Source organism: Brevibacterium sp. RIT 803, assembly GCF_016892625.1.
In the GTDB taxonomy this organism is placed as follows: domain Bacteria; phylum Actinomycetota; class Actinomycetes; order Actinomycetales; family Brevibacteriaceae; genus Brevibacterium.
Genome location: NZ_JAFEMW010000005.1, coordinates 93,900 through 120,643, shown reverse-complemented (window position 1 = coordinate 120,643; position 26,744 = coordinate 93,900). Strand labels below are relative to the sequence as shown.

Sequence of the window (26,744 nt, the reverse complement as noted above, 5' to 3'; positions counted from 1 at the left end):
ATAAATCGAAACTCATAGCGCAAAGAGGTGAAATGAATGTATAATTGAGAGAAGAGCAACGACGATGTTGACGAATGGACTTCAACACCATGACTCTCACCCCCGACCGCACCCCAGGAAACCCAGACGAGCGTGAACCACGCCCCGGACCCGATGGTGCTGCCACGGGCGATGACACGACTGATGCTTCACCGTCGGTGGGAGGGCCGTCGACTGCGACAGGGGGACCGCAATCTCTGTTCGACCAGCTCAAAGACTCCAACCTCGACCTCACCGGCCACCCACTCGCGGGCAAGTTCGAATCCCTCGCGGCCGTACCCACAGGCCAATCAGAGGTATCGAATGATCGCGATGACGTTGATGGCCACGGTGAGTCAGAGGCTCGTGTTTCGGAAGCCAGCGACACAAGCGAAGCCAAAGGATCCCGCGATACTGGTGGTGCCAACGAAACCGGTGAGGTCGCTGTGACTGCGGACAACGGCAGGACTGTCGAGGCTTCCAGCACTCCAGTCGCCACTACTTCGTGTGACGACTCAGGTCCGGCTGTTCCCGGTAGCAGTGCCTCTGGTCCCAGCAGCCCGAGTCCTCATCCTCTGCTCTCGAGCCAGGAGTGGGCGGATCTGTCGCGATTCGCGCCCGAAGTCACGACCAGCCTCACCGCGCTCAGTGGACTCAAGGACGGGCTGCGGACCTTCGAGCGTCCGATGGGTCCCGATGATGCGATCACACTCATCGATGGCCTCGAGGCCCTGGGCCGGGTCAACGAGGCGTTGTCGACTCTGGCTCTGGCCGTGTGCGAACGCGTGGGAACACCGTCTGATTACGGGGCGAAGACGACGAAGGCCCTCATCCAGGACAGGCTGAACATCACCGCCCGGGAGGCCAACCGGCGGACCGATATGGCCAAAAGCCTTGGCGGGAGAGTCACGCTGACTGGGCAGGCGCAGCCACCCCTGTTCCCGATGGTCGCTGATGCCTTCAACGAGGGCCGCCTGTCAGCCGATCAGGCCAGAGTCATCAAGGACTGTTTGACGAAGCTGCCCACGTGGGTCAGTCAGGATGATCGTGATTATGCTGAATCGACTCTCGTGGACAAGGCCCCGAGTGTGCGAGTCCATGACCTGAGGGCGATCTTCGCACGGATCCTGGCCCATATCGATCCCGATGGTCAAGAGCCAGTCGGTGCCACGGATCGGTCCATGTACAAGGTCAGCATGCATGCTCGTGACAATGGTGATTGGGAGATCTGTGGTCTCTTGGACCCGGTCACGGGTGGTGTCCTCAATGGGTTGCTGACGCAGAGAACGAAGATCGCGAACAGTACCAACAGTGGCGCGGACGTGGATGAGTCTGGTGTCCTCGAAGATGGAACTCTCGTTGATATGACGGGTCAGAGGTTGTCTGCCCAGGAGTGGATCTACGAACGCTTCGCGACTCTCATCGCCAGGATCGATATGACGCGGACCGGTCACGGCTCACCATACGCTCTAGTGGTCACGGCGAAGGCTGACGATATTGCCAACGGTACTGGTGTTGGGGTGACGGGGGCTGAGAATCCGGTCCCGATGAGCGAGCTTGTCCGTCATGGTTTGAACGGGGCTGTGTTCTTCGACCTCATCTCTGACAAGGCGAAGACGATGCAGGTGGTCACGGAGAATCGGTTCGCGAATGCCAAGCAGATCGCGGTTCTCACTGCTCGTGATCAGGGGTGTACGTTCCCCGGGTGTGATGCACCGCCGGGGTGGTGCGATGTCCACCATATTGTTGAGTGGGCACAAGGCGGTCGCACTGATGTCAATAATATGATGTTGAGTTGTTCTGCCCACCACCATCTCTTGGATCGGTCGGAGTGGGAGACGGTGATGCTCAAAGACGGGCGTCCTGCGTGGGTGCCTCCGGCATCGATTGATCCGGCCAGGGCACCGTTATTGCATGCGAGGTTCGTGGCTCAGGAAGTCATCGACAACCTCTTCAACGAATGAGTGAGCTGGGAGTGAGCTCCGCATTCACGAGACATATGGTCTTCATCCCGTCTGTCTGGTCGTACTTCATGTGGAATTAGACGACCATAGGTTTAGGGTTGTCCGAATCCCGCGCCGTTGAGCAGCTCACGCGCAATTTCTCCGTAGTGCCGGAGGTGTGGTTCAGTTCGGGTGAATGGGCCAGCGATTGTGATCGCTGCATTGAGCACGGAGTCGACGAATACTCCTACTGCGGTAGCCGCCACGTCGGGTACGGTCTCTCCACGATTGAGCGCGGTTCCGGAGGACCTGATTCCAGGCAGTTCTGCCTGCAAATTGGACCGTTGGTCGGGCTCGAATCCAGCGAGCAGTTCCTCGTCTCCAGGTTTTGGTTGCAATGCGAAAAACAGCTTCCCTGCAGAGGTCGGTAAGAGGGGCCGTCTGACCTTGAGTTGCGGGACATAGCAGACTTCATAGTCGGCGGGCAGACTGTGAACGTAGACAACGGAACTGGCAACACGAACAGCAACGGTCACGGTCTCACCGGTACGAGCTGATATCTCTTCTAGTACATCCTCAATGAGCAGCACAACCGAGTTCTCTGCTGGACCAAGGACATGCGCGACGCCAGTGCCGAGGACGAAGCCGTCGTGGACTTCATCGAGATATCCTTCCGCGCATAATCCTCTTACGAAACCGTAGACGCTGCTCTTGGGAGCGTCGAGCTCACGTGCGAGAGCCGCCAGGCTCACTGCGGTGGCTCCCGATCGGGCGACCGACTCAAGAATTCGAACAATACGATTCACCGTACGATGTGTCGATGTCATGGACTCTCTCTTACCAGATAGTGGTGTGAGAAACAGCGTACAGAGTCAATTCGAATAGCCGATCATTTTGAAGACCTCGGCGCGATCAGCATCGATTGCCGATGTCTCTTTGACCGGGGGGCGTGGATGGTCGACGAAGGTGAGTGGTGATCCTACGTGGACGAAGTCGCCTTCCTTCGAATGTGAAGCACGGGAGAACATTGACGAGGCCCCCAGATATTCGTCAGTTGGTATGTCCTCGACCCTCATGACTTTTTGAACAGGGATTGAGTAGGGTTCGCATTCTTCCCGGATCTGCGTGCATGTACGTGTCGCGGCATACTCGGCGATTACAGACTCATAGACTCGCGGGTGACGAGTTCTTGCTTGATTTGAAAGTAGATCTGGGTGGTTCAGATAGTCGGGCCGGTCGATTATCTTGCAAAAATCAGACCAGTTCTTATCTGTATAGGGCATGACACACATGAAGCCGTCGAGAGCCTGATGAGGCCTGTGTTCGGGGGAGAGCACACGCGACCATCCGACATCTCCGCGGGGCGGGGAGTAAGTCTGGCCGCCAAGGTGTTCGACCAACGTGAACGCCGCCATGGTTTCGACCATCGGAACATCGACCCACGTGCCCTGTCCGCTCGCCTGCGTCTTGAACAGAGCCGCCAAGACGGCTTGGACCATGGTCATTCCGCAGACTTTGTCGGCCACGACATAGGGAGAATAGCTTGGCCTTCCATCCCGCAATCGGTACGTATCTGCGACACCAGACCCTGCTTGGATGATGTCGTCATAGGCTGGTCGATCTCCCATGTCGGTATGAGAAGAGAAACCCTGTGCCGTGCAAAGAATAGCTCGAGGGTTCAGCCGTCGGACATTCTCCCAATTCAGCCCGTAGCGACGACGTCGGCGAGGAAGCAGATTGGTGATGATGACATCTGACCAACTGATCAGGTGTTCGAGGGCCGGCTGATCTGATTCGGCTCCGGCATCTATCTCAATACTGTGCTTTGACGCGTTGAGGTTCATTGATAACACGCTGTCTCCGGAACCCCCGCCAAGGCCGATTCTTCTGCCGATGTCCCCGCCCGGTTGCTCGGCTTTGATCACCGTGGCGCCAAGATCGGTGAGGATCTTTCCTGCATACGGCGCCATGATGACCGTTCCCATTTCAAGAACCTTCAGGCCGTCCAAGACAGGGCCGCGAGATGCTGACTGATCAGACTTCTCCGGAGTCGATCGAGTTGGAGCGTTGTTCACTGGCTAATTCCTCATTTCACGCTTGTTGTCAGAAACAATGACAGATCGGGAAACACGAAAATCAGAGTCGTGACGATGAGCATTGCGATGATGAAGGGAACCGAGCCCATGAATACTGTCTCGACTCTGATCGCAGCTGCGCGAGACACAACAAACGCGTTGAGTCCCAGTGGCGGTGTGATCAGCCCGATCTCTGCAAGAAGTATGACGATCACGCCGAACCAAATCGGGTCGAAGCCGAGTGCTTCGACGACTGGAAGCGTCACCGGAACCGTCAGAGCGATGATTGCCATCTGGTCCATGAAGAACCCGAGCACTAGATATATGAAAGCAAAGATGACGATGATGAGGATCGGGGCGATCGCTAGACCCTGGACAAATTCCACAACTGTCGGAGCGACCTGAGTTTGTGTAAGGAAGATCCCGAACACATGTGCCGCGAAGACGATGGAGAGAATCATCGCACTGCTGGAGACGCTGCCCACAACAGCGGACCTCAGGTTTGACCAGGTTGCTGCCTTCATCCACACCATGAGGAGGAACCCGCCTAAGCATCCGAGGGCTGCGGCTTCGGTGGCGGTGGCGATCCCGAGAAAGACCGTTCCTACGACAACGGCGAAGAGGAAGGCAATCGGCAGTAGACCCTTCAAGGCCACGAGCTTCGCTTTCCATGAAGTGGGATCGGTTGCAGGAGCATGCCCACGCAGACCCATCACCCAGACTGTGATTGCCAGTCCCAAGCTCATGAGTATGCCGGGTACGACGCCTGCGAGCAGGGTCTTGCCGACGCTGGTTTCAGCGGTAATGGCGTAGAAGACCAGCAGGATACTCGGCGGAATCATCGCGGCAAGTGTGCCTGCGCTTGCGACCGTTCCACTGGCAAGTCTGGCACTGTACCCCTGCTTGAGCATTGTTCCTGTAGAAGTGTGGGCAAGTGTGGCAGCCGCGGCAGTTGAAGATCCAGACACCGCTGCGAATCCTGCGCCCGCCAGCACCGCTGCGATACCGGTTCCTCCGCGAATACGGCCGATCAGTGTGCTCGCCGAATTGAAAAGGGTGTCCAAGACCCCACTCTTGAGAACGAGATGGGCCATGAGGATGAAGAGCGGGATCGCTGCGAGCGAATTGCTGCCGACCGAGCTCATTGGTATGACTTCGAAGACTCCGATGAGGTTCTCGCCACCGCCCAACCACAGCAGACCGATACCAGCAGCGCCGAGGATCGCGAAAGGAATAGGGACCTTGCTGAGGATGAGAACCAGGAGAATGACACTGATAGTGATGGCGATCATGAGTCTTCACCCTCGGTAGCAGGGGCATTGGTTGATTGTGAATCTGAAATGACGTTGGGGGTGTCGAGGATAGCGACGAAGAACAGGGCTGCAGCGCCCACTGGCTGACTTAGTTGCCATATCCATGTCGGAATCGGCATCTCGCTTGAACCCGGTGGCGGGGCATCGCCGAGAGTGAAAGAATCGACAACCGTCACCATTCCGCCGTAGGTAAGCGCCGCAGCAATGAGGAGGAGTAGTAGATGACCGATAATTCGGGCACCAGTGCGCCATGCGACTGGAAGCCTGTCGTAGATGAGCTCCGCAGTGACGTGCCCCGCGGTCAGATATAGCCACGGCAGCGCAAGGAAGACGGACATAGGCATGAAGATCCGCTCAACTGCGCTGATATTCCAGCCAAGAGGATTGGTGAAGACATAGCGCATCAAGGTTTCGGTCAGCATGACCAGCGCCATGGCCACGATCGCCACACCGGCAAGTGTCACGCTGATGACCTTGACGGTGTGGATCGTCCTCTGCATCGCCGACCCGTGGTCACTATTCATTTCGAGTTCCCTTCGTATCGAGCGATGAGGGCTTCGTAATCGGAGAGCACCTGTGAACCCGGCTTGCCGATCGAATCCATGTTCTCCGCCCACTGCTTGCGCACAGGCGCCAGCTTGTCGTCGAACTCCTTCACTCCCTGTGCATGCGGTTGATTGAAGTCGACCCCGTCCTCGCCGATCGTGTCGATTGCCGCCGGAGTCTCGCTATTCACCGCCCGGCACAGGCTGTTCTGGGCATCGTGGCCAGCTTTTTCGATTCGGTTCTGTAGAGCAGGGTCAAGATCGGTCCATGTTTCTTCGCTGATGACATATGGGATCGCGAATGCACCGATGTTCAGCCCTGTCGTCGAGTGGCCGAGAACCTCCTGCAACTTGTACGGAAGCACGCTGATGAAGGGGAAAGCCACGCCGTCAACAGTTTTCCGGGACAGCGCTTCGTACGCTTCGGATGCAGGCATGCTGACGGCTGCCGCGCCGAGGTCAGAGAGTGTCGCGTCGAGCGCTCCGCCGGAAGTTCTGATGTTGAGCCCGCGGAGATCCGAAGGAGAATTGATCTGGCGGCTGACCGTCAGAATCTCGTAGCTGGGAAGAACAGAGACCCAGAGAGGACGCAGGCCGCGCGGCGCATATTCCTCTTCGTAGAGGATTCCTCCCGGGGACATCATGTCGAACAGTGCTTGTGCGCCCACGCAAGAATCCTCAACCATCCCTGGCAGATCGGAGACACTCGACAACGGAAGTTGATCAGAGAGATATGCCGCCGAGGCGGGTGTGATGTCAAGAACTCCCGATCGGTTGAGAGACACCAGATCTCGCGGGGTTCCCATTTGTCCGGCCGGGTAATACGAGAAGTCGGCCGTCTCTTTTGAAGCGCCGTGAGATCCGGTGCCTCGGTGTGAGACTTCGTCCATGAAGACGCTGACCCCGGAGTCCGCGAAAATATGGGTGGGCGCATAGCTGTCGGCCAGTGACAGGGTTGTCTTCTCCGTAGTTGCCGCCGGGGCACAAGAGCTCAGTGCCGTTGACGCAAGAATGAGGACGGATAACAGTGCCGCTATGGCCCGCGTACGTGACTTCATTACACCTCCATTGGTATATGCGCACGAGGAGTACGTATAAACGAACACTGTAGACGAAAAGCGACCAGCCAACAAGAGTATTCTCGCTGGCTGGTATTCGGGTGGTCAGTGGTTTCAGCGCTCGGAGGACAGTTGGATGTGAGCCCGTAGGTGCTTGCGCATTACGTCTGCGGCGCGGAAGCCGTCACGGGACTTCACCGCAGAGAAGATGTGCTCATGGGCCTGTACTAGCTCCCGAAGCTGACCTGGTCCGAGAAGGTGGGGGTCGTCGGTGAGCGCTTCGATAGGGCCGATGAGTCCTTTGAGGATGGCAGATAGGGCCTGATTGTGACTTCCCAGCGCGATATGAAGATGGAAGTCTGCATTAGCCCGCAGGAACGCTGGTCGATCTGTTGGGTTGCCCACTGGGCGAATGGCTGCGGTCATCTCTGATTGGATTGCCGAGAGCTTGTCAATTTCCTCCCCGCTCATCCTGGTTGCAGCGAGTTCGGCGCAGTGGGGCTCAATGGCTAATCGAGTTTCCATCAGATCACGCTCCGCGATTCCTCCGGTACCGATGACCAGTTGTAGAGAGCTCGTGATTGAGTCCCCTTTCGGGGTGGTGACGAAGCTACCGCCGTTTCTGCCGATCTTTCTCTGGATCATCCCTTCGGAGGCTAGGGCCTGTAGCCCAGCGCGGATTGTGCTGCGGCTGAGTTCGTAGTGCACGGCGAGCTCACGTTCTGCGTCGAGCCTGGTCCCCGCGGGCAGGGTGCCGTCGAGAATTCGTGATCGTAGCTCGGCGACGAATCTCGATGTCTCGGTTGTTTTCATAGGGTCTCTCTTGAGTCTGACGATATCCTCGGTTACATTCTATATTGGTCCTACCAAATAATACGTAGCGGAGCACAACGCGCCACGAAATGTACGGAGGTCCGGATGGCACGGACGCCCGGATGAGAGGTTCGAATCTAGGCGCCGAGCACGATTCGCATGTGGCAATCGCATACGTCGCCTTGACCGACTGTATGGCAGCGAACTAATCGAGGAGATGACGATGGCGGATTTCGCCTTGACCGATGATCAGTTGATGGTGCGCGAAGCCGCCCAGGAGATCGTCGGTCGGTTTGACGACGAGTACTGGGCTGATAAGGATGCCAACCATGAGTTTCCGACCGAGTTCTACAACCTGTTGGCGGAAAAGGGGTGGCTCGGGTTGACGACGCCGACCGAGTACGGCGGTCACGGCCTCGGTATCACTGAAGCGACGCTGCTGTTGGAATCAGTTGCTGCTGCTGGAGGTGCGATGAATGCGGCAAGTTCAATACATATGACGATCTTCGGTCTGCATCCAGTCATCAAGCACGGCAGCGAGGAACTCAAAAGGGCCAATCTGCCTCAGATTGCTGAGGGCAAGATACATGTGTGCTTCGGTGTGACGGAACCTGATGCGGGACTAGATACGACCAGAGTGACCACTTTCGCGAAACGACGTGGGGACGAGTACGTCGTGTCGGGTCGAAAGGTCTGGGTTTCGAAAGCCATGGAATCAGACAAGATTCTCTTGTTGGCGCGCACGACGAAACGGGAGGATGTCGCGAAGCCGACCGACGGCATGACACTATTTTTCACCGATCTGGATAGAGACCATGTTCAGATCAATCCGATCAGGAAGATCGGGCGCAATGCTGTGTCCTCGAATGAACTTGTCATCGAGGATCTCGTCATCCCGGACTCGCATCGAGTGGGTGAAGAGGGGAAGGGATTCCAGTACCTTCTGGATGGACTGAATCCGGAGCGAATGCTTATTGCGGCCGAGGCTTTGGGGATCGGTCGTGCTTCGCTCGCTAAGGCGGTCAAATATGCAAATGAGCGAGTCGTCTTCGATCGGCCGATCGGTATGAATCAGGGGATTCAGTTCCCCCTGGCAGATTCCTTGGCGAAACTTGACGCTGCCGAGCTTGCCCTAAGGAAAGCCACCTGGACCTATGACCAAGGGCTGTCCAGTGGCCGTGAAGCGAATACTGCGAAGTACCTCTGTGCTGAGGCGGGTGTTGACGCAGCAGATCGTGCTGTTCAGGTCCACGGTGGAATGGGTTATTCCGAGGAATACCATGTGGGTCGGTACCTGCGTGAGGTCCGTTTGATGAAGATTGCGCCAGTGAGTCAGGAAATGGTGCTCAATTACCTTGGCTCGCACGTTCTTGGGATGCCACGCAGTTACTAAACTGTAAATCGAAATTCGTCGGGCTGCGAGAGAGGCGATTCTGCAGAATTTCTGGGCGCTTCGCTGGCAATCATTGGACTGGTGAGTTCGAATTCACGCCAGTGCGACGGCGTCACTGCTTGCAAGTTCACGGAGGGCCGTGAGCGCATCGTCGATAGCATCCTGTTGAGGATGGTCCGGGTCGCTGATGGCGTGGACATAACGGATCGGCTCGGGCGCTGCCAGGGGAACGATAACAACCCCCTCGGGAAGCTGATCGATGCCGAGGCGGGGGAGAAGCGTGACTCCCAACCCGCGGCTGACCATGTGGAGTGCGGCGACGAAGGTGTGTGCCTCATGTTTGAATTGCACTCGAATCCCGGCCCTGGCGCAGGCGTCGAAAAGGATCGTACGGCACGGGCCATCGCCTTGTTCGTTGTCGATCCAGGGAAGTCTCTCGATCTCGGTCAGGGATACCTCACTGCGAGTTGCGAGCTCGTGCCCCTCGGGAACTGCGACGACATACGGATCTTCCAGCAGGAAGCTGCAGTTGATCTGAGGCGGCAGTGCAGGTTCCCTGGTCTCTGTGATGACGATCTGAATATCGGATCGAGATTCATGCCACTGGCCCTCCGCCAGGCTCAGTTGGACGGCAGTATGCGGGTGTCTGTGCTCGAGGAAGAGGACCAGCTCCGGCATCCATCGGTTTCCAGCGCTGCTGAAATAGCTGATCGAAAGGCGGTTGACTCGACTGTCCTTCAGATCCGTGATGCGTTGCTGCAGCCGGCTTGATGAGTCGAGCACGCCGTCGACCTCACCCATGATGGCAGATCCGGTGTCAGTCAGACACAGGCCACGGCCCTGTCTTTGAAAGAGAGTCAGGCCAGAGTCCTGTTCGAGGAGCTTGAGATGATGGCTGACCGCCGAAGGAGACAGGCCGAGGTGCAGTGCCGCTGATCGCACCGAGCCGGTAGTCGCGACTGACTTGAATGATTGCAGCTGGACGACGTTAGTCATCCGTCTAATGTACGAGAATTCTGTACATATGTGCAATGGTGTGCGCTTTTCATTGACACTCGCCGGCAGAATAATCGTAAGCATGAAGGACAACTCAGCTTCCGGAAATTGCCCGTCGATGCAGTCGGCCGTGCCCACCAGCATGGACTTATCATCCGAATCGGACTCGTCACCCGAATCGGACTTCCCCGGCAATTCGCCCTCGGCGGACGAGCCGAGGGTCGCGACTGCCACGACTTCCTTGGCTGAGACGACTTCGACGACTTCGCTGACTGCGGCGACTGTACCGACTGCGGCGACTGTACTGACTGCGACTGCAGAGAATGCGAGCGGAGCAACGCCGCCCACGGGGTCAGCGTCTTCTCCGCGGATCCTGCCGTGGATCGCGGCACTGCTGACCATGGTCTTTTGGGCTTCCTCGTTCGTCGTCATCCGTGATGCGGCCGATCACTACACACCGGGACCAATGTCATTGCTGCGCATGAGCGCCGCTGTCGTCGTACTCTCCGCCTGGATGCTTTTCCGCAGGCCGAAGTTCCCGACATCGACGAGGGCGTGGGTGATCACGCTCATCTGGGGAGTAGCGTGGTTCGCCGGCTACACGGTTCTTCTCAACGCTGCGGAGCGGTCGATCGACGCTGGCACTGCGGCAATGATCGTCAATATTGCCCCGCTCATCGTGGCGATATTCGCAGGCTTGTTTCTCGGCGAAGGTCTCCCCTGGAAGCTCGTCGTAGGAATCGCTGTGTCCTTGGCAGGGATCGTGCTGATCACGATCGCCAGCTTCTCCGGCGTTGTCACCATTGGCGGCCTGCTCCTGAGCCTTGCGGCCGCAATCCTCTATGCAGCCAGCGTCCTACTTCAGAAGCACTTCCTGTCCCGGGATGATTCGGTGACGGTCACCTGGGCGGGGATTATGGCAGGAACGATTGCCTGCCTTGTCTTCACCCCTGATCTCATCACCGAGGTAGCCGATGCGCCGATGAACATCACCTTGCAGGTCATCTATCTCGGTGTTGTGCCGACCGCGATCGCCTTCAACCTGTGGGGATACGCGATCCGTTTCCTGCCCGCCGGTGTGCTCAGTTCCTCGAGTCTGCTCGTTCCGGCGCTCGTCGTCGTTCTTGCCTGGTTGGTCCTCGGCGAGGTTCCACCGCTGCTGGCTGCCCTCGGTGGAACGTTGTGCCTCCTCGGTGCGGCCTTCACGATTGTTCCGCAGATGCTGCGATCGTCTTCGAGGAGTTCGTCCTCGAAGCGAACCGGGCACAGTTGAGCTGTCTCCAAGTGAGCAGCCTGGAGCGGCGTGGAGCCGCCTGAGTCGTATGGCGTCGCCTGGATCCGAGTAACCAGGCGGGATCGATCAGCCCTCGGCTTTGCCCTGACGCCAATAGCCCATGAAGGCAATCTGCTGACGATCGACTCCGACCTCCTGGACAAGATAGCGACGCAGGCGTTTGACCGGTCCAGCCTCACCCGCGATCCAGGCGTAGAACGGGCGGGCATTCTTATCGGTGCCACTGGAACTGCTCTGAGCGGCCTGCGTGAGTGCCGTCGGGACGTCCCACAGGATCTGTTCGTCGATGTTGACGTCGTCGAGGTCAATGGGTGCAGTACCCGAGGCTCCCGCACCCACTCCGGCGAGGACTCGGTTCTCGACACGGACAGCGTCACGGACGGCCAGCTCGAGCAGCTGACCATGGTCAGCGCTGCCGCGGGGGAGCCACTGGATCTCGAACCCTGCGGGAGCCTCCAGCTCAAGAGCATCCTCGGCGGTAGGGACCTCGAGAATCGCCTTGCCCTGTACCTCGGAGCCCTTGAGTGATTCGAGGATCGAAGCGATCGCGGGTATTGCAGTCTCGTCACCGGCGAGGAGGATGGTGTCAGCATCCTCCGGCGCGAACTCGATTCCGGCCGTGGGCCCTTCGGCGTGGCGCGAAGGACCGATGACGTGCAGTCTGTGACCGACTTGAGCGTTCTGTGCCCAGGCGGCAGCAGGCCCAGAGTGGCCCTGATCGTCGGTGTGGCGGACCATGTCGACGACGAGTTCGCGCGTCTCCTCGCGCCATTCGCGCACCGTGTAGGTGCGCATCTGACCGCGTTCATCCGGGTTGAGCTGCAGCCATGCCTGATACCAGGACACACCGGAATCGGGGTCCTGTTCATCGAGGAAGCGAAGAAGATCGAACTTCGGCTTCGTTTCTCCGGCCGAGGGAATGATGAGTTTGAATCGCAGATCACGCGGGTGGCCGCTGCATCCGAATTCCCTGAGACCCTCTCCGCCGAATGTGACGCGACGGAAAATGGGGCTCAGATCTTCGACGCCGACGACGGTGGCGTCGAAGGCGGTGATGGGTGCTTGTGACACAGGTGCTCCTTGTGCCCTCGTTGTGGCGAGGAACTCGGTACGGTCGCCTGCCGAAAGACTCTTCCTGCAGGCGATGTGGTGCAACGTTCATAGACCAGTCTACGCGAAGTTAGTAAGGATAGCCTGTCCAAATGGTGCTACGGTGTTCTCGACGGGTCCAGAGCGCGCAATTCGGTGAAGATCGGCTGCGCGCCATACGAGGTCATCACCTTCGTGCCGAGGCCGAAACATGTGCTCATGCGCCGTCACTGAACAGCGCCTTCAAGTAATTAGGTCGGCGCCATCAAGGAAGTGAGTCGGCGGTGAGCAGCCCAAGTGAATATTGATCCAATCCTCAACCGATTCCCACGATCCCAACACAGACGAATACCGGAAGGTCATCCATGCGCCGCCGCCAGTTGCTCGCGTTGTCCGTACTTGCCCCATTTGCCCTAGCCGCATGCGGCAGCCCCGAGAGCGAAGCCGCAACGACAACCGGGGCGAAAGGTTTCTCCTACAGCCCGAAGGGCTATGACGGACTCACCATTGAGTTGGACCATCCGGCTGAACGGGTCGCCATGGACTTCTACTCCGCAGCCGCACTCGCCCCGTACGGAATCAAACCGGTAGCCGTCTATGGGTTCGGCCAGGATGAGTCCCCGGGGAAGTCGTTCGACCAGACGGGTGTGGAGATCGTCGGCACCGATATGGAGTTCGATCTCGAAGCTCTCGCGGCGACGAATCCCGACGTCATCATCGCCTATGGCAACGACAAGGGCGATGGGTGGACATGGTGGGACGACAAGCTCAAAGACCAAGTGGCGAAGCTCGTTCCGTTTGTGCCGGTCAAGCTCGACGGAGGAACGCCGGATGACATGTTCGCCCAGTATGCCGCGATCGCCCGTGCGCTCGGCAAAGACACCGAAACCGGAGAGATTGCTCGGCAGCGCAAGCGGTTCGAGGCTGCTCGACAGAGAATCCGCGACATCACCGCCGACAGGGACTGGCTGACCGTGCTGCTCGCGAACTTCAGCGCCGAGATCAACTACACAGCCAAAGAGCTGGGAGTCGCGAAGATGCTCACTGACGACGGCCTGAACCTCGTCGGACCGGAGTCAGGGGCGGACACCAGTTGGGCCGAAGTCTCCTGGGAGAAGATCAGCGACTACCCGGCAGACGTCATGCTTATCCACGATGCATCGACGGACTACGAGGACAATCCCGTCTTCAAGAGCCTGCTCCCGGTCAAGCACAGGCAACTCGGCACCTGGGACGACAAACGTGCCTACACCTACGACGGATACACGCAGTGGCTCGGCGAGCTCGCGGACGTGTTGGAGAGTGCGAAGGACGTCCACAAGGACTGAGTCTGTCGAAGTGGCAGGCTGCGCCCGCACTTAGATGAGGCGTGGGGATGTTCTGCGTCCAGGAGAGTGTGCCCATCGGAGGCATTCTCGATAGAGGCATCACGGTTCGCTCAATCCGGTTCGGTGAAACAGCCGGTAAGAATGCTTGTAGGAACGCTGCTGAGACGTTGGTGAGTCAGTGTCGAACCGACTTTGTCTCTCAGTATTCAGCAGCCCAGGGGTCGACCGAAATGTGACGGAGCGACTTTCCGGAGTCGTCGAGCAGGCGCCCATAGACCTTGAACGTGTGGGTGTTGATCGCGCGCTGGACAACATCAACTGGATGCTCGAGATCCGTCAGCTTAGACATGAAATTGTCCCCGTCGATCAGGTCTCTCAACCCTGCAACAACGATGAGATTGGCAGTGCTGGCGACCGAGGCGCAGAACCGGGTCTCCTTCCAGGCGCCTATGCGAAATGCGAGTTGTTCAGCGTGCTCCGGGGCGGTCTTCAACGAAAGAACCATCGCGATGGGAAAGTCGAATACCGGCCGGGCGATATCGCAGCGAAAGACGATCTGCCGCTGATCGACGAGTCTGCTGATCATCCGCTTGACGACCGGTGCAGTCGTCTCCAGCGCTTGTGCCACCTCTGTCAGCGGTCTCCTTGCGTCGGCTCCCAATTCGAGGAAGAGGCGGCGAAAACGGACGGACGGGGCCACGGGCGACTCACTCGCAGAGTTTCGTGCACGTTGAAGTTCTTTGACTGCAATCGATCGCGAGCCGCCTTTGCGACGCCACGATTCCACGTCGATGATGCCCTGCCTCCAGTCGACTCCTCCTGCAATCTGATGAAAGAGATTGATCCGAACTCGTTCGCACAGTCGAAGTTCTGGGAGTCCTTGGTCGATGCGATTGAGAACTCCTTCCAGAGAAACCCCGATGACAATGCAATACAGGTTGAAGTCGCCGGTCGTCGAACCGACTGTGATGACATCAGGGTGTTCGCAGAGCTGGTCGATCAGCGGCTGAAATTTGTCTGACCAGCAGCCCATCTCAATGAATGCTCCTTGTGAGGCCGCCGGGTGCAAGGCGACTCCGGTCCACGCGAGTCCCATTTCGTTCAGGCTCCGCCAGCGTCGCGAAACTGAGACTTCGGATCGCTCAACCAGTTCGCCGATCACCGGCCATGGCACTCGAGGATCAATCTGGAGGGCATCGGTGATGTCGAGATCCACGGCGTCGACAGTGGGACCGGCCATCTGAGCAAGTCCTCTCCTAGAGCTGGCTTCCAGCTGCAAATAGATGCAAACAGATGCCCCAAAATAGCGATTTCCAACGATTTGATCAATCGTAATGACTCAACACTACTGTGTCATCAGTGTTGAGAGGAGAATCCATGTCGAACACAGGAACCGCTGCCACGAATGGAATTGCCAGTGACAAGGAAGTCGCTGTATTCAAGAAGATCAACCGTCGTCTTCTGCCCTTCCTATTGATCTGCTACACATTCGCATATCTCGATCGGGTGAATATCGGGTATGCGAAGCTGCATATGCAAGCCGAAATACCTGGACTGACCGAGGCTGTCTTCGGAATCGGCGCAGGCCTGTTCTTCCTCGCCTATGCCAGCCTCGAGATCCCAAGCAATCTGCTCATGAATAGGGTCGGCGCTCGCAAGACCATTACCCGAATCATGGTGCTGTGGGGAATCACCTCGGCATCCATGCTCTTCGTGACGAACGAAACGATGTTCTATGTCATTCGCATTCTGCTCGGCATCTTCGAGGCCGGATTCGCTCCGGGGATCATTCTCTATCTGACGTATTGGTACCCCGCTCGGAAGATGGCTTCGGTGATGGGCATCTATATGCTTGCGGGACCCATCGGGGCGATCATCGGATCGGCCGGATCCGCCATGATCATTGCAGCGACAGACAACTTGGGCGGGCTTTCAGGGTGGCAGTGGATGTTCCTCGTCCAAGGTCTGCCGTGTGTTCTGCTCGGAGCGATATTCTGGCTGTTCATGGTCGATCGACCCGAACAGGCCAAGTGGCTCAACGACGGCGAGCGTCAGATCATACGAGACCAACTGTCGCGGAGCCAGTCCTCGCAGCATACGAGCAGCTTCCTGGTGGCGTTGAAGAACCCGACTGTCTACATCATGGCGGTCGCCTATTTTGGAATCATGTGCGGGATCTATGCGGTCAGCTTCTGGCTGCCGACGATCCTGTTGGAGAACGGCATCACCGACACCTTCTCCAACGGCCTCCTATCATCGATTCCGTATCTCGTTACCATCCCTGTGATGATCGTTCTGACCCGTAGCTCCGATCGCTTCGGCGAGCGGACTTGGCACAGTATTGTGCCCACGATCGTCGCGATCCTCGGACTCACGGTCGCTGCCTACACCGCATCGAATTTCGGGGTGTCGTTCATCGCGCTCATCGTCGCGATTGCCGCAGTCTGGGGTGCGTACACGGTCTTTTGGGCCGTGCCTGCCCAGCATTTCGGCGGAACGGCTGCTGCAGGTGGAATCGCCTTCATCAATACAGTCGGAATCCTGGGAGGATTCGTCGCCCCCACGATCATGGGGTTGGTCAAGGAAGCAACCGGCAGCACTCAGGGTGGACTCCTCACAATGGTCGGCCTGCTCGTGGTTTCTGTGGTGGGACTGGCCGTCCTGCCGCGTGCAATGAATCGCGAAGTCCAGAAACTCGGGGGGATCTGAACATGCGAACACTCATCACCCACGCATTTCTCGCCGACGGAGAGAACCTATCGACAGAGCCGAAAGACGTTCTCATCGAAGGCCAGACTATCGCTCATATCGCGCGCGCCGGAACTCTGGGCGCCCGGCTGGGTGAACACCATATCAATGCTGATGGTCGGTTGCTGGCGCCAGGATTTATCGATACTCACGCCCACGCGGATCACTCTCCGCTCCGGGCAGAGGATGACACCTCCAAGATCCTGCAGGGTGTGACAACCGAGATCAACGGCAATTGCGGCTTCAGCATGGCACCCATCAACGAACTCCACTCGGACGATTTCAACTCGCTGGTTGAGAGAATATTTCCGCCTCAGGAATGTACTTGGAGCGATTTTTCCAGTTATGTAGCTGCTCTCGAAGAGGGCGAATTCGTGACGAATTTCGCGTCGCTGATCGGGCACAACACGATCCGAGTCGCCGCGATGGGAGCGGAAGACCGAGATCCCTCGACGGCCGAGATGGCGACGATGGAGCGCTTGGTCGATGAGGCGCTCGAGATGGGTGTTGCCGGTCTGTCCACTGGGTTGATCTATCCCCCTGGAGTGTTCAGCAGTTCGGAGGAGATCACCCGCTTGGCGAAACGACTGCCTCCGAACGCCGTCTACGCGAGCCACATGCGCAATGAGAGCCGATACCTGTCTGAAAGTGTGCGTGAGACTCTTGCCATCGCCGAGTCTGCGGGCACCAAGTGCCACATTTCGCATCTGAAGATGGCCGATCGACGGCAGCCCGGAAAGCTCGCTGAGGTGCTTGCCGAGATCGACTCCAACCGAGTTCAAGGTGTGCGTGTCACTCAAGATATCTATCCTTACACGGCTGCCAGCACGATGCTGGCAGCGCTGTTGCCCCCGTGGATGCATGATGGCGGATCGCGCGTTCTGCTGGATCGACTGAATTCACCTGAACTTGTGCAGGCGGCGAGCCGACAGATCGGTGACCCTCAATCGACGTTCGAGAACTACGGACTGCAGGCCGGCTGGGACAACGTCGTCATCGCGAGCACTGGGTCGCACCGATTTGAAGGTCAGTCCATCGAATCCCTGTCGCACAGCCTTCGGCTCGACCCGGTTTCTACCGTGGCGTCCATACTTCGCGAGGAGAATCTGAAGGCGACGATGATTGTGCACGCGATGAATGAATCAGATGTGGAGACGGCGCTGCGCCATCCACTCACGATGATCGGCACGGATGGCCTTCCTGTGGGTACTGGTGGAAGACCGCATCCTCGTGGGTATGGGTCGTTTCCACGCGTCCTTGACCACTATGTGCGCCAGCAGTCCGTCATCTCTCTCGCAGATGCGGTACGGAAGATGACCGCGCTGCCAGCGGATGTATTCGGTTTGGTCAACCGCGGTCGTGTCCGGGTTGGCCATGTGGCCGACCTTGTTCTCTTCGACCCCGAGACAGTGGTCGACAACGCCACATTCACTCAGCCGACGCTGGCACCATTGGGCATTGACGAAGTTCTCGTTTCTGGCGAGCACGTGGTCGAGAATGGCCAATGGATGGGTCGAAGGGCGGGAAAGTACATTGCCGCCCAGTACTGAAATGGTCCACACCAACGCGAATCGGAGTCTGCCAACATGCCCTCTCAATCACAGCATCAACCGCAACCTCAGCCGCGGCCGCAGCCTCCACCGCAGCCGGGGGTCGATTTCGATGCTGCCGACCCGATAATCCGGTCCCTGGCTGCTGGTGAACCGACTTTCTGGTTGCGCACCGACCTCGATCCCAGTGCCGACGTACTGCAGAATATGGCCGCGAACGAAGAAACTGGAGTGGAACACCACGCCGATGTAGACCCGACCGTTATGAATCGAGCCGCCCAGCGCTTCGAACGGTTCGCGCCGTGGTTCGCCGAAACCTTCCCGGAGACTGCTGCCGCCGAAGGAATCATCGAATCCCCGCTCGTCCCTGCCGATGCTGCGCAGGCGGATCTCAACGAGCGCCTCGGTGTCGAACTGCCCGGCAGACTGTGGCTCAAACGCGACGATGCTCTTCCGATCAGCGGATCGATCAAAGCGCGTGGTGGTTTCCACGAGGTCCTCGAATACGCCGAGGTGGTCGCCGCCGGCCACAGACTGAACCCGAACGATCCCGCCACCTACAGCGCCGAGGAGTTTCGCGCGCTCGCCGCAACTCACCGGATCGTCGTCGGTTCCACCGGAAACCTGGGACTGTCGATCGGCATTCTCAGTGCGGCACTCGGCTTCGCCGCCTCGGTGCACATGTCGGCCGACGCTCGAGAGTGGAAGAAGGAGCTCTTGCGCAGTCATGGTGTCGACGTCATCGAACACTCTGGAGACTTCGTCGAGGCAGTGTCGGCAGGCAGAGCGTCCGCCGAAGGGGCACCGCGCACTCACTTCGTCGACGACGAAGACTCACGCAGTCTCTTCGCCGGGTACTCGGTGGCCGCTCTGCGTCTCAGAGACCAGTTCGAAGCCGCACAAGTGACAGTCGACGCTGAACACCCTCTCGTCGTGTACTTACCGTGCGGAATCGGCGGCGGCCCCGGCGGCGTGACCTATGGACTCAAACAAGTCTTCGGTGACGATGTGCACTGCATCTTCGTGGAGCCGAGCCAAGCACCCGCCATGTTCCTCGGCGTTCGTACCGGTCTGCACAGCGAGATCTGCGTCCAGGACATCAGCCTCAGCGGGGCCACGGCCGCCGACGGTTTGGCTGTGGCGCGCCCCTCGCGCTTCATCGGTCCGGTCATCAGCCCTCTGATCTCCGGATTCGCCACTGTCTCCGACGAGGCCATCAAGGCAGGCGTCGGTGTGCTCCACCAGACCGAGGGGCTCGATGTCGAGCCTTCTGCGACGGCGGGACTCACCGTTCCCTGGCGAACGATGGACCACCTCGGCGAGGGGTCGCGCCATGCCGATGCCACTCACTTGGTCTGGGTGACCGGAGGGGCCATGGTGCCCAGCGAGGAGCGCGAACACTATGTGGCTGAGGGGCTGAACCTGCTGTCGACGATCCAGCCCTGAGCAGTGCCACCCAACCGTGAGTAGAGGGAGCCAGCCCTGACCGGAGCGACCCGGCCCTGATCAGAAGTCGTACGGGTCGCCCTCGATGTTGATCACGACCTTGCCGTCGACGATCTCAGCGGTGCCGTCGACCGAGAACGTCACCGTGTCGTCAAAGGTGTCTGATTCATCGAAGAACGAGTCGTACTTTCCCGTCACAAACGCCTCACCTGTCGTCTCTGTCGAGATCGGCCAGGCGGGTCCGGCGTTGGGCCCGGTGGATTCCTCGGGGTCGAAGTAGCCTTCGCCCGAAGGATCGCCCACGCTGGCCGTCGGATACGAGGAGATCGACCATTTGATGTTCGTCGCGTCGTAGCTCTCGGCGCTGTAGGAGCCGAAGGGGCAGCCATCGGGCTGTGCGACGGTCTTCTTGGCGCAGCTGTCGATGAGAGTCTTGATCTGCTTGTTCACCTCGGTGCGGAAGGCATCGGTGGGCTGGGCCGCGAGCAGCGCAGGCTCGTACCCTTCCATGTCGCCTTCCTCGGCGAAGAATGCTCGGGCCTCGATCTCGTCTGCAGATACCAGTTCGGTCACTTCAGAGAGTCCGATGGTGTACATTCCCGGGAAAGCGGGAAGGGCGATGCCGTATTCGCTGGTCTCGATATCGATGCCGTTGATCTTGACCTTGCTCAGACCGGGAGTCTCGACGGAGAGGTAGAAGAGCTCGGGCGCCTGCAGCCTCCAGTCGTCGAAGAACAAGGCCTTCTTGCCCGCCTTATGCAGAGAGAAGTTCGTCGTGCCCTTGCTTCCCCCGACGTCGTAGGTCGCGGTCACTGTCGCCGAGTTCCCGTTGACATCGGCATCGTCGACGGTGACGTCCTTCGGCAGGGCCTTTGCGGCGCCAAGGACGTCGTTCGTCAGCAGCTGCCGCTGCTCTGTGGGCACGTCGACATCGGCCATCTTCAGCGCGCCCTCGGCATCGCCATCGGAGAGTTCGGAGAAATACTTCTCTACGGCGGCCTCAGGACTGAAGGTGTTCCCGTTGACCTGCGTGACGACGATGAGTGCCGCGACGATCGCGAGTACGGCCGAGCCGCTGATCACGCCGACCAGAGTCGCCTTCTTCTTGTTGAAGGGTTGGGCAGGTGCGGTTCCCGGAGGCGGGGGCGAGCCGGGCCCGGCATAGGCGCCGTTCGGGGGAGCGGGCATCGGATAGGTGGCACCTGCAGGTGGATACGCGCTAAGTTCCCCTGGAGGTGGATACGCGCTAAGTTCCCCTGGAGGTGGATACGCGCCAGGTTCCGCGTGCGCTGAGGGCCCTGACTGCGGGACGCTTGGGTCGGCCGAAGCAGCGGCCCCGGTACCGGCAGCAGCAACGGCACCAGCGCCGGCAGTTGTCGTACCGGCTCCGGCACCAGGGCCAGCGACGGCGTCTGGATGGATGAGGGGATGGCGTGGTTCGCTCATACCCAGCGCCTGACCCCAGTGTGGGTGGACGGCCCGTCCGGCGAAGAATTTCGCGAGGGCCGGAACGGTCAGGACAAGCCGCGGGCCGAGGGTCCTCGATAGAACCTCGATGACAACGCCCCAGAGGGCGAAGAGGAGGAACGACCAGGCCAGAGGGCCGACACCAGCGCGGGCGGTGCCGAAGCCATCGAACATCGACGCAGCCGCGGCTGACCCCTCCAGATGGATGCGGAGGGGGACAGCCAGCACGGAGACCAGTCCCCAGATAGCGCAGAACGCCAACGGAATCTTCCACGCAGTGGACCATTGCGCCTTGTCCTCCCCGGCGACTGTCCAATAGGGACGGCGAGTCACGGTGGCGACAAGGGTTGCGACAAGGACGGCGGCCACGACCGCCAGCAGCCCGATCCACAGTTGCCCGGGTGCCTCGCGGCTGAAGATGGTCAGTGACTCCGAGAACCCGCGGGAGTCGAAGCCCATCATGTCTCCCTGAGCCGAGGCGCTGACTCCGCCGAGGTGGACAAGCATGGTGAGGATCAGACCCACATTGATGAAGAGCGCTGGAATCGTCTGCCAGGGCATGTCAAAGGACAGCGGAATGATGAAGACTGCGACGATCGACAGGGCAAGGGTGGCGACAATGAGGTGGGTCCACGTCACGAGAATGGGCGGGACGAGCCACCGCAGGAAGGGAGCACCGATGGCCTCGCTGCCCTTGAAGTGCCCGGCGATCCTTGCGCAGATGCTGGTGATGAGGACGGTGAGCAGCGGCAGGAAGAACGAACGGACGGTCACGGCGGAGAACTCGAGATCGACCACCCCGCCGCTTTCTGTGATGGAGAAGCGCGCCGCAAAGATCAGTTCGAGAAGAAGCAGAACGAAAGCCATCGACAAGGTCGTGATCCCGATGCGGATCCAGGTGACGCCGCGATTGGGTGACGGCGATTTGAGCTCGCTGCGCTTCGTGAACCACCACAGCACACCGATGACGATGATGGTGATGAGCAGCGGTGCTCCCGAGGCGAAGAGGCTGCCCGACGCCTGACCCATGTCTCCGGCCTGCACGTTGAAGCGGAATACAGCCGAACCGAACAGGGACATTGCCAGCAGGACGAAGGGCAGCGCGTAGCTGATTCCGTCGGTGTTGAAACCGGTCTCTTCAGCGAGAGTGGTGAAGTCGCTCATCGAGGTGAGCAGCGCCGAGATGATGATCGAGACGATGATTCCAGCCAGCAGGGCCAGCCCAGGCGGGATCAGGGCGCTGCGCCATGTGGCTCCCTGGCTCAACGCAGACAGGTACTTCGCCGCCGACGGAGACATCTGAGGCTGAGGGTATTGGGGAAGCTGAGGATAGGGAACTCCTTGCGGCTGACCGCCGAGGTGGCCGCCGGGCTGGTTGCCCATGTGCCCACCCGGTTGGCTGCCGGAGTATCCACTCGGTTGGCTTCCCGGGTGCCCATTCGACTGACTGCCCGAGCGAGAGTAGTACGAGTTCGGGTCGGGATGCTGCTGCCCGATGGGAGCGCCGTACGCAGGATATGGCGAGTCCTGGCTAGAGGCTGGCGAGCCCTGGCTAGAGGCTGGGGAGTGCTGGCCCGGGTGGGGTGATCCCATTTCTGGAAATGGGGATGGGGATGGAGCTGGGGATTGCGTCTGCGGTTCTGAGTCATAGAGGTGGGACTGCTGCTGGTTGCTCTGGTTCCAGCCAGGCGCGAACCGCGCTGTGGAGTCCGAATCGTCGTTGTTCGAGTCAAGCCCGGCTGCAGGGGAGGGCGTCTCCGAGCCAGACGCCGCAGAAAGGGAGGGCTCGGGCCTCTTCGTGGCGGGTGAAGTCTCTGTGCTCTTCGGCTCTTCTGAGTTAGTGCTGTCCGGCTCGTCAACGGCAGTGCTGTCCGACTCTTCTGCGGCTCCGTTGTCTTTGGCGTCGTGAGATGAGTCGCTCATGAGTGGTCCTTCATCCGTGTGGGTCTGCTTCGATGCAGGCGAGGGGTGTGTATTTGGATATAAGCCAATATGCGAGCGCATATTCATTTTGTAGTGGCAATCCTATATTAGGCTTGTGAAACCATGGACGTTGTCCTCAAGGACTCATTTCGCAAAGAAGGATCGAGAGCCGCTGATGAGTGAGATTCCACCTCCACCCGGGAGTGGCCGCGACCCTGCGTGGAACGGCAACGGTCAGCAAGGACACGGGGCGAACCCACCGCAGCGGCAACCCAACACAGGGTGGAATCAGCAGTCGGAAGCGGGCTGGAACCAACAGCCCGATACTGGCTGGGGTCAGCCGGAAGAGCGTGTCAGCAATGGTTGGGGCGAAGGGCCTCCTGTGGCTCCCACCGCGTCCCCGTACCCCAGGCCGAAGCGCCCGCAGAGCGAATCCGCTTCGGCCCAGGCCCCACATGGCCAGTATCAACAGTATCCACAGCACCAGCAGTACCCACACCACCAGCAGTACCCAAATCACCAACAGGCACCGTCACAGAACTCCAATGCCCACTATGCGCAAGGGCCTGATGCCGCTGCACCGGCTGGGAAGTCCCGCAGTCGGAGAGGGCATATCGCGATGGGCGTGGTTCTCATCGTCGTTGTCGCTCTCGGAATCGGATGGGGCGCAGCGACTCTGTTCGGCAAGGGCTCTGACGGCGACACGGTCGCCGCACCCGCCGCATCGGAGGCGCAGAGCCCGGGAAGCGAGGCCTCATCAAGCCAAGGTCCCTCAGAGAGTCCCGATCCCTCGGAATCACCAGCCCTGTCGGATGACCCGGCGAAGGCACTTGAGCAGCTGATCGAAAAAGACAGACCCAGCGTCAAGGCTGACCTCAACGGGAAATGGGTGCCGCAGCTGAGTTCGAAGAAGCTGGGTCTTGAGGCCGAAGGGAAGACCTGGAAGGAAAAGGACATCCTCGCCGAACACCAAGGGCTGCGGGAGGAGTTCCCTCGCGTGCAGCTGGTGTGGTCTGGTGATTTCGCCAGCTTCAAAGAAGACGACTTCTGGGTCACGGTCGTGGGAATCGGATACGACGATCCGGAGGAGGCACTGTCCTGGTGCTCATCGCACGGTCTTGGCGCCGACTACTGCTATGCCAAGCAGCTCAACACCTCAGGTGGGATTGATGGCACAACCCGGCTCCAAGACTGAGCGTGACCCTGAGCGACCGTGGCGACCCTGACTGACAGTGACACTGACTGACCGTGTCACTGCCCGGTCGAAGCTGGGCCCGGCAGTCGGACCCCGACCAGCAGTCGGGCCCGTCTGCGCAGTCAGGCCCGTCGGTGGTTGCGCACCAGGTACACGACGATACCGATGGCCAGCCACACCGCACCGATGATCAGGGCGAGGGGATTCGCGCTGACGAGGACGATGGCGAGCAGGACGGCGCCGATGATCGGAATCGCCCCATGGGTGAACCAGCTCGGAGTCTCGGAACCCTGGCGTTTGACGAGGAAGTAGCCGACCACTGAGGCCTGTACGAATATGAACGCGCTCAGAGCGCCGACGTTGACGATGGACGTGAGTTGGTCGAGACCGTCCGCGCGGGTCGTCGCCCAGCCGGCGACGATGACATTGCCGACGGCCGCGACGAGGATTCCCTTCCACGGAACACCGGTCCGCGGCGACACCTGACCAAGGAACTTCGGCACCTGGCCGTTGCGGCCCATGTCCATGAGGATTCGTGATCCGGCGGCCTGTCCGATCATGGCGGAGAACGCCGCACCGACGGCCTTGGCCAGGGCCAGCAGCCACTGCACCCACGTCCCGAGGGTGGCATCGACGGCATCGTAATACGCTGCGCCCTCCAACTCAGGGTTGGCCTGCAGCTCGGCAGGAGACACCGGCGAGAGCAGACTACCCACCCAGGTCTGCGCCACGAAGAAGACGCCGGCCAGAACAAGGCACACCAAGGTGGCGCGTCCGACGATCTTCGGCCCGCCCTTGGCCTCCTCGGCGAATGTCGCCAGAGAATCGAAGCCGAGATAGGACAGAACAGCCACGGACACTGCGGCCAGAACTGCAGTGATCGAGAACGCGCCCACGCCCGTGAGCGGGGACAGCCAATCTCGGCTGGGCCCGTTGGCTGCCAGATAGATGATGCCGAGAACGAGGACCAGCCCGAGCACGAGCACTTCGATGACCACCACGAGCGTGATCACCCGTGAGGCGATCTTCACGCCGGCAAGGTTGAGGCCGGTGGTGAGAATGACGGCGATGCCGGTGAACAGCCACACGGAAATGCTCGGAAAGATCGAGTTCAGAGCGATGCCCGTGAACAGATACGCCACGGATGGAATGAACAGGTAGTCGAGGAGGATCATCCATCCGGCGGTGAATCCTGCACGCGGGCCGATTCCCGCCGAGGCGTAGGCGAAGACCGTTCCTGCCCGCGGAATCTCCCGCGACATCCGCATATAGCTGACCGCAGTGAACGACATGACGATCGTGGCCACGATATAGACGAGCGCAACGGCACCGCCCGAGTTCGCGTCGAGCGTGCCGAAGACGCCGACCGCAGCCGCCGGTCCGATGAATACCAGGCCGATGAAGACGAGTTCGGTCAGTCCGATGCTGCGGCGAAGTTCACCCGCTTTCCCTGCTGATCCAGTGGATCCTGTACCGCCGGTGGATCCTGTACCGTCGGTGGATCCTCCGGATCCTTCGGCAGACGTGCTCATGCTTTGCCTGCCAGTTCCGTGGCCACAGCCAGGTCCTCCCACGACATGCCGGAGCCCTTGAAGATGACCGTCTGACCCGCATCGGCGCTGACCTCGCCGTTGCTGAAGCGCTTCATCGTCACGAGCGAATCCGCATCCAGCGCCCCATCGGAGATCGCGAGGACGACGTCCCCGCCCTCCCGCAGCACTGTGCTGAGGTCTTCGACCACGACCATCGCCGAGGTGAAGAGCTCAGCTGGCAGCTCACGCGAATGGGGATCGTGGGATCCGCACGCCATGACCACAGCACCGGGTCTGACCAGATCTGATGAGAACAGGGGTTCGCTCGCGGTGGTGGCGGTGACGATGATGTCGGCGGCGCGCAGTGCTGAGTCCACCTCGGCGGTCTGCGCTTCGAGCACCCTGCCGCGGTCACGGGCATCGGAGGTGACCTGATCGGGGGAGCGGACGACGAAGGCGACATCGGCGAGCTCGACATCGAGGACATCGGCGATCGTGTCGACATGCCCCACACCCTGCGGGCCGGCGCCGAAGACCACGACTTTGACCGGCCGAGTGAACCTGGTCAGGGCAGGTTCGATCGCAGCGACGGAGACCGCCGGGGTGCGCAGGGTCGTCAGCGCCGCACCATCGATGACGGTTCGCAGCTCGAGGGTCGCGCTGTCGTACATGAGGTACTGGGCCATGATTCGGGGGAGGCCGCGTTCGGGATTGCCGACGGAGACGCCGGCGAGTTTGACGCCGACCCAGTCGCCGATCTCCGAGGGCATGAAGATCATGTTCCCGGCAGAGATGTCGGTGATCGTGCGCGGGATGTCATCGGCGGGGTCGAAATCGCTCGCCAACGCTGCACGCAGGGCGGCGACCGCCTCGGCGGGGGAGAGTGCGGCGAAGACAGCTTCGGCATCGAGGTTCTTCACTTCGTCCATCGGTGAGCACATCCTTCGTGATTGGGCCTGGGGGCTGGCTTCTTGCCATCGACCTTATGCCACCCCCGGTCGGCGTGTGAATGCTCTTC

General features: G+C 59.9%; 21 protein-coding genes. 9 read left to right on the top strand and 12 right to left on the bottom strand.

Annotated elements, in window-relative coordinates; genetic code table 11:
* The first annotated feature begins 89 nt into the window (after positions 1 to 89).
* The gene (locus JTF07_RS16150) at positions 90 to 1,982 is read left to right on the top strand and encodes an HNH endonuclease signature motif containing protein (protein ID WP_252199877.1); all 1,893 of its coding nucleotides are present in this window, start codon (positions 90 to 92) and stop codon (positions 1,980 to 1,982) included.
* A 92-nt stretch (positions 1,983 to 2,074) separates the two neighbouring features.
* On the opposite strand, the gene JTF07_RS16145 is transcribed toward JTF07_RS16150, so the two are convergent.
* From JTF07_RS16145 to JTF07_RS16120, 6 genes are all read right to left on the bottom strand, one after another.
* On the bottom strand, positions 2,075 to 2,767 hold the full coding sequence (locus JTF07_RS16145; protein WP_204235250.1) for an IclR family transcriptional regulator: 693 nt from the start codon (positions 2,765 to 2,767) through the stop codon (positions 2,075 to 2,077).
* A gap of 66 nt (positions 2,768 to 2,833) precedes the next feature.
* Entirely contained in the window at positions 2,834 to 4,036 is a 1,203-nt protein-coding gene (locus JTF07_RS16140; RefSeq protein ID WP_204235249.1) for a CaiB/BaiF CoA transferase family protein, read from the bottom strand.
* Positions 4,037 to 4,047: 11 nt separating this feature from the next.
* Positions 4,048 to 5,328, bottom strand: coding sequence for a TRAP transporter large permease (locus JTF07_RS16135; RefSeq protein WP_204235248.1), 1,281 nt, complete (start codon positions 5,326 to 5,328; stop codon positions 4,048 to 4,050).
* On the bottom strand, positions 5,325 to 5,873 hold the full coding sequence (locus JTF07_RS16130; RefSeq protein WP_252199874.1) for a TRAP transporter small permease: 549 nt from the start codon (positions 5,871 to 5,873) through the stop codon (positions 5,325 to 5,327). Before JTF07_RS16130 ends, JTF07_RS16135 begins: the two co-directional genes overlap by 4 nt.
* Positions 5,870 to 6,952, bottom strand: a complete 1,083-nt coding sequence (locus tag JTF07_RS16125) for a TRAP transporter substrate-binding protein (protein ID WP_204235247.1) — start codon at positions 6,950 to 6,952, stop codon at positions 5,870 to 5,872. Before JTF07_RS16125 ends, JTF07_RS16130 begins: the two co-directional genes overlap by 4 nt.
* A gap of 114 nt (positions 6,953 to 7,066) precedes the next feature.
* Entirely contained in the window at positions 7,067 to 7,765 is a 699-nt protein-coding gene (locus JTF07_RS16120; RefSeq protein ID WP_204235246.1) for a FadR/GntR family transcriptional regulator, read from the bottom strand.
* A gap of 223 nt (positions 7,766 to 7,988) precedes the next feature.
* On the opposite strand from JTF07_RS16120, the gene JTF07_RS16115 reads away from it, so the two are divergent.
* Complete coding sequence (locus JTF07_RS16115) at positions 7,989 to 9,158, top strand: acyl-CoA dehydrogenase family protein (RefSeq protein WP_204235245.1); 1,170 nt, start codon at positions 7,989 to 7,991, stop codon at positions 9,156 to 9,158.
* A gap of 93 nt (positions 9,159 to 9,251) precedes the next feature.
* Here the strand turns inward: JTF07_RS16115 and JTF07_RS16110 are convergent, their stop codons facing one another.
* On the bottom strand, positions 9,252 to 10,154 hold the full coding sequence (locus tag JTF07_RS16110) for a LysR family transcriptional regulator (protein ID WP_204235244.1): 903 nt from the start codon (positions 10,152 to 10,154) through the stop codon (positions 9,252 to 9,254).
* Positions 10,155 to 10,236: 82 nt separating this feature from the next.
* On the opposite strand from JTF07_RS16110, the gene JTF07_RS16105 reads away from it, so the two are divergent.
* Entirely contained in the window at positions 10,237 to 11,427 is a 1,191-nt protein-coding gene (locus JTF07_RS16105) for a DMT family transporter (protein ID WP_252199873.1), read from the top strand.
* A gap of 87 nt (positions 11,428 to 11,514) precedes the next feature.
* Here JTF07_RS16105 and JTF07_RS16100 read toward each other — a convergent pair whose 3' ends face one another.
* Complete coding sequence (locus JTF07_RS16100) at positions 11,515 to 12,519, bottom strand: siderophore-interacting protein (protein ID WP_204235243.1); 1,005 nt, start codon at positions 12,517 to 12,519, stop codon at positions 11,515 to 11,517.
* A 383-nt stretch (positions 12,520 to 12,902) separates the two neighbouring features.
* Here JTF07_RS16100 and JTF07_RS16095 point away from each other — a divergent pair, with 383 nt between their 5' ends.
* A complete protein-coding gene (locus JTF07_RS16095) occupies positions 12,903 to 13,865 on the top strand; it encodes an ABC transporter substrate-binding protein (protein ID WP_204235242.1) in 963 nt (320 codons plus the stop codon).
* 199 nt (positions 13,866 to 14,064) lie between these two features.
* On the opposite strand, the gene JTF07_RS16090 is transcribed toward JTF07_RS16095, so the two are convergent.
* Positions 14,065 to 14,493, bottom strand: coding sequence for an Lrp/AsnC family transcriptional regulator (locus JTF07_RS16090; protein WP_204235241.1), 429 nt, complete (start codon positions 14,491 to 14,493; stop codon positions 14,065 to 14,067).
* Positions 14,494 to 14,694: 201 nt separating this feature from the next.
* Here JTF07_RS16090 and JTF07_RS16085 point away from each other — a divergent pair, with 201 nt between their 5' ends.
* From JTF07_RS16085 to dsdA, 4 genes are all read left to right on the top strand, one after another.
* On the top strand, positions 14,695 to 14,886 hold the full coding sequence (locus tag JTF07_RS16085; RefSeq protein WP_204235240.1) for a hypothetical protein: 192 nt from the start codon (positions 14,695 to 14,697) through the stop codon (positions 14,884 to 14,886).
* 356 nt (positions 14,887 to 15,242) lie between these two features.
* Positions 15,243 to 16,574: an MFS transporter gene (locus tag JTF07_RS16080; RefSeq protein WP_204235239.1), complete on the top strand. Its 1,332-nt coding sequence runs from the start codon at positions 15,243 to 15,245 to the stop codon at positions 16,572 to 16,574.
* A gap of 2 nt (positions 16,575 to 16,576) precedes the next feature.
* On the top strand, positions 16,577 to 18,163 hold the full coding sequence (locus JTF07_RS16075; protein ID WP_204235238.1) for an N-acyl-D-amino-acid deacylase family protein: 1,587 nt from the start codon (positions 16,577 to 16,579) through the stop codon (positions 18,161 to 18,163).
* A 36-nt stretch (positions 18,164 to 18,199) separates the two neighbouring features.
* Positions 18,200 to 19,609 (top strand): D-serine ammonia-lyase, encoded by a 1,410-nt coding sequence (gene dsdA / locus JTF07_RS16070; protein ID WP_204235237.1) that lies wholly within the window; start codon positions 18,200 to 18,202, stop codon positions 19,607 to 19,609.
* 60 nt (positions 19,610 to 19,669) lie between these two features.
* On the opposite strand, the gene JTF07_RS16065 is transcribed toward dsdA, so the two are convergent.
* Positions 19,670 to 22,459 carry a zinc ribbon domain-containing protein gene (locus JTF07_RS16065; protein ID WP_252199872.1) on the bottom strand — a complete coding sequence of 930 codons (2,790 nt, stop codon included), beginning with the start codon at positions 22,457 to 22,459 and terminating at the stop codon, positions 19,670 to 19,672.
* 1,159 nt (positions 22,460 to 23,618) lie between these two features.
* On the opposite strand from JTF07_RS16065, the gene JTF07_RS16060 reads away from it, so the two are divergent.
* Positions 23,619 to 24,194, top strand: coding sequence for a hypothetical protein (locus JTF07_RS16060; RefSeq protein WP_213018891.1), 576 nt, complete (start codon positions 23,619 to 23,621; stop codon positions 24,192 to 24,194).
* 122 nt (positions 24,195 to 24,316) lie between these two features.
* Here the strand turns inward: JTF07_RS16060 and JTF07_RS16055 are convergent, their stop codons facing one another.
* Together JTF07_RS16055 and JTF07_RS16050 are read right to left on the bottom strand one after the other, a co-directional pair.
* Positions 24,317 to 25,726 (bottom strand): APC family permease, encoded by a 1,410-nt coding sequence (locus tag JTF07_RS16055; protein ID WP_252199871.1) that lies wholly within the window; start codon positions 25,724 to 25,726, stop codon positions 24,317 to 24,319.
* Positions 25,723 to 26,655 carry an ornithine cyclodeaminase family protein gene (locus JTF07_RS16050; RefSeq protein ID WP_204235236.1) on the bottom strand — a complete coding sequence of 311 codons (933 nt, stop codon included), beginning with the start codon at positions 26,653 to 26,655 and terminating at the stop codon, positions 25,723 to 25,725. The genes JTF07_RS16055 and JTF07_RS16050 overlap by 4 nt, the downstream gene beginning before the upstream one ends.
* Between the last annotated feature and the right edge of the window lie 89 nt (positions 26,656 to 26,744).

Bases quoted from the DNA above. Each gene is read 5' to 3' on its own strand.
- JTF07_RS16150 (WP_252199877.1), top strand. From the start codon at position 90: ATGACTCTCACCCCCGACCGCACCCCAGGAAACCCAGACGAGCGTGAA.
- JTF07_RS16135 (WP_204235248.1), bottom strand. From the start codon at position 5,328: ATGATCGCCATCACTATCAGTGTCATTCTCCTGGTTCTCATCCTCAGC.
- JTF07_RS16130 (WP_252199874.1), bottom strand. From the start codon at position 5,873: ATGAATAGTGACCACGGGTCGGCGATGCAGAGGACGATCCACACCGTC.
- JTF07_RS16125 (WP_204235247.1), bottom strand. From the start codon at position 6,952: ATGAAGTCACGTACGCGGGCCATAGCGGCACTGTTATCCGTCCTCATT.
- JTF07_RS16120 (WP_204235246.1), bottom strand. From the start codon at position 7,765: ATGAAAACAACCGAGACATCGAGATTCGTCGCCGAGCTACGATCACGA.
- JTF07_RS16115 (WP_204235245.1), top strand. From the start codon at position 7,989: ATGGCGGATTTCGCCTTGACCGATGATCAGTTGATGGTGCGCGAAGCC.
- JTF07_RS16110 (WP_204235244.1), bottom strand. From the start codon at position 10,154: ATGACTAACGTCGTCCAGCTGCAATCATTCAAGTCAGTCGCGACTACC.
- JTF07_RS16105 (WP_252199873.1), top strand. From the start codon at position 10,237: ATGAAGGACAACTCAGCTTCCGGAAATTGCCCGTCGATGCAGTCGGCC.
- JTF07_RS16095 (WP_204235242.1), top strand. From the start codon at position 12,903: ATGCGCCGCCGCCAGTTGCTCGCGTTGTCCGTACTTGCCCCATTTGCC.
- JTF07_RS16085 (WP_204235240.1), top strand. From the start codon at position 14,695: ATGAAAGAGATTGATCCGAACTCGTTCGCACAGTCGAAGTTCTGGGAG.
- JTF07_RS16080 (WP_204235239.1), top strand. From the start codon at position 15,243: ATGTCGAACACAGGAACCGCTGCCACGAATGGAATTGCCAGTGACAAG.
- JTF07_RS16075 (WP_204235238.1), top strand. From the start codon at position 16,577: ATGCGAACACTCATCACCCACGCATTTCTCGCCGACGGAGAGAACCTA.
- dsdA (WP_204235237.1), top strand. From the start codon at position 18,200: ATGCCCTCTCAATCACAGCATCAACCGCAACCTCAGCCGCGGCCGCAG.
- JTF07_RS16065 (WP_252199872.1), bottom strand. From the start codon at position 22,459: ATGGGCAACCAGCCCGGCGGCCACCTCGGCGGTCAGCCGCAAGGAGTT.
- JTF07_RS16060 (WP_213018891.1), top strand. From the start codon at position 23,619: ATGGGCGTGGTTCTCATCGTCGTTGTCGCTCTCGGAATCGGATGGGGC.
- JTF07_RS16055 (WP_252199871.1), bottom strand. From the start codon at position 25,726: ATGAGCACGTCTGCCGAAGGATCCGGAGGATCCACCGACGGTACAGGA.
- JTF07_RS16050 (WP_204235236.1), bottom strand. From the start codon at position 26,655: ATGGACGAAGTGAAGAACCTCGATGCCGAAGCTGTCTTCGCCGCACTC.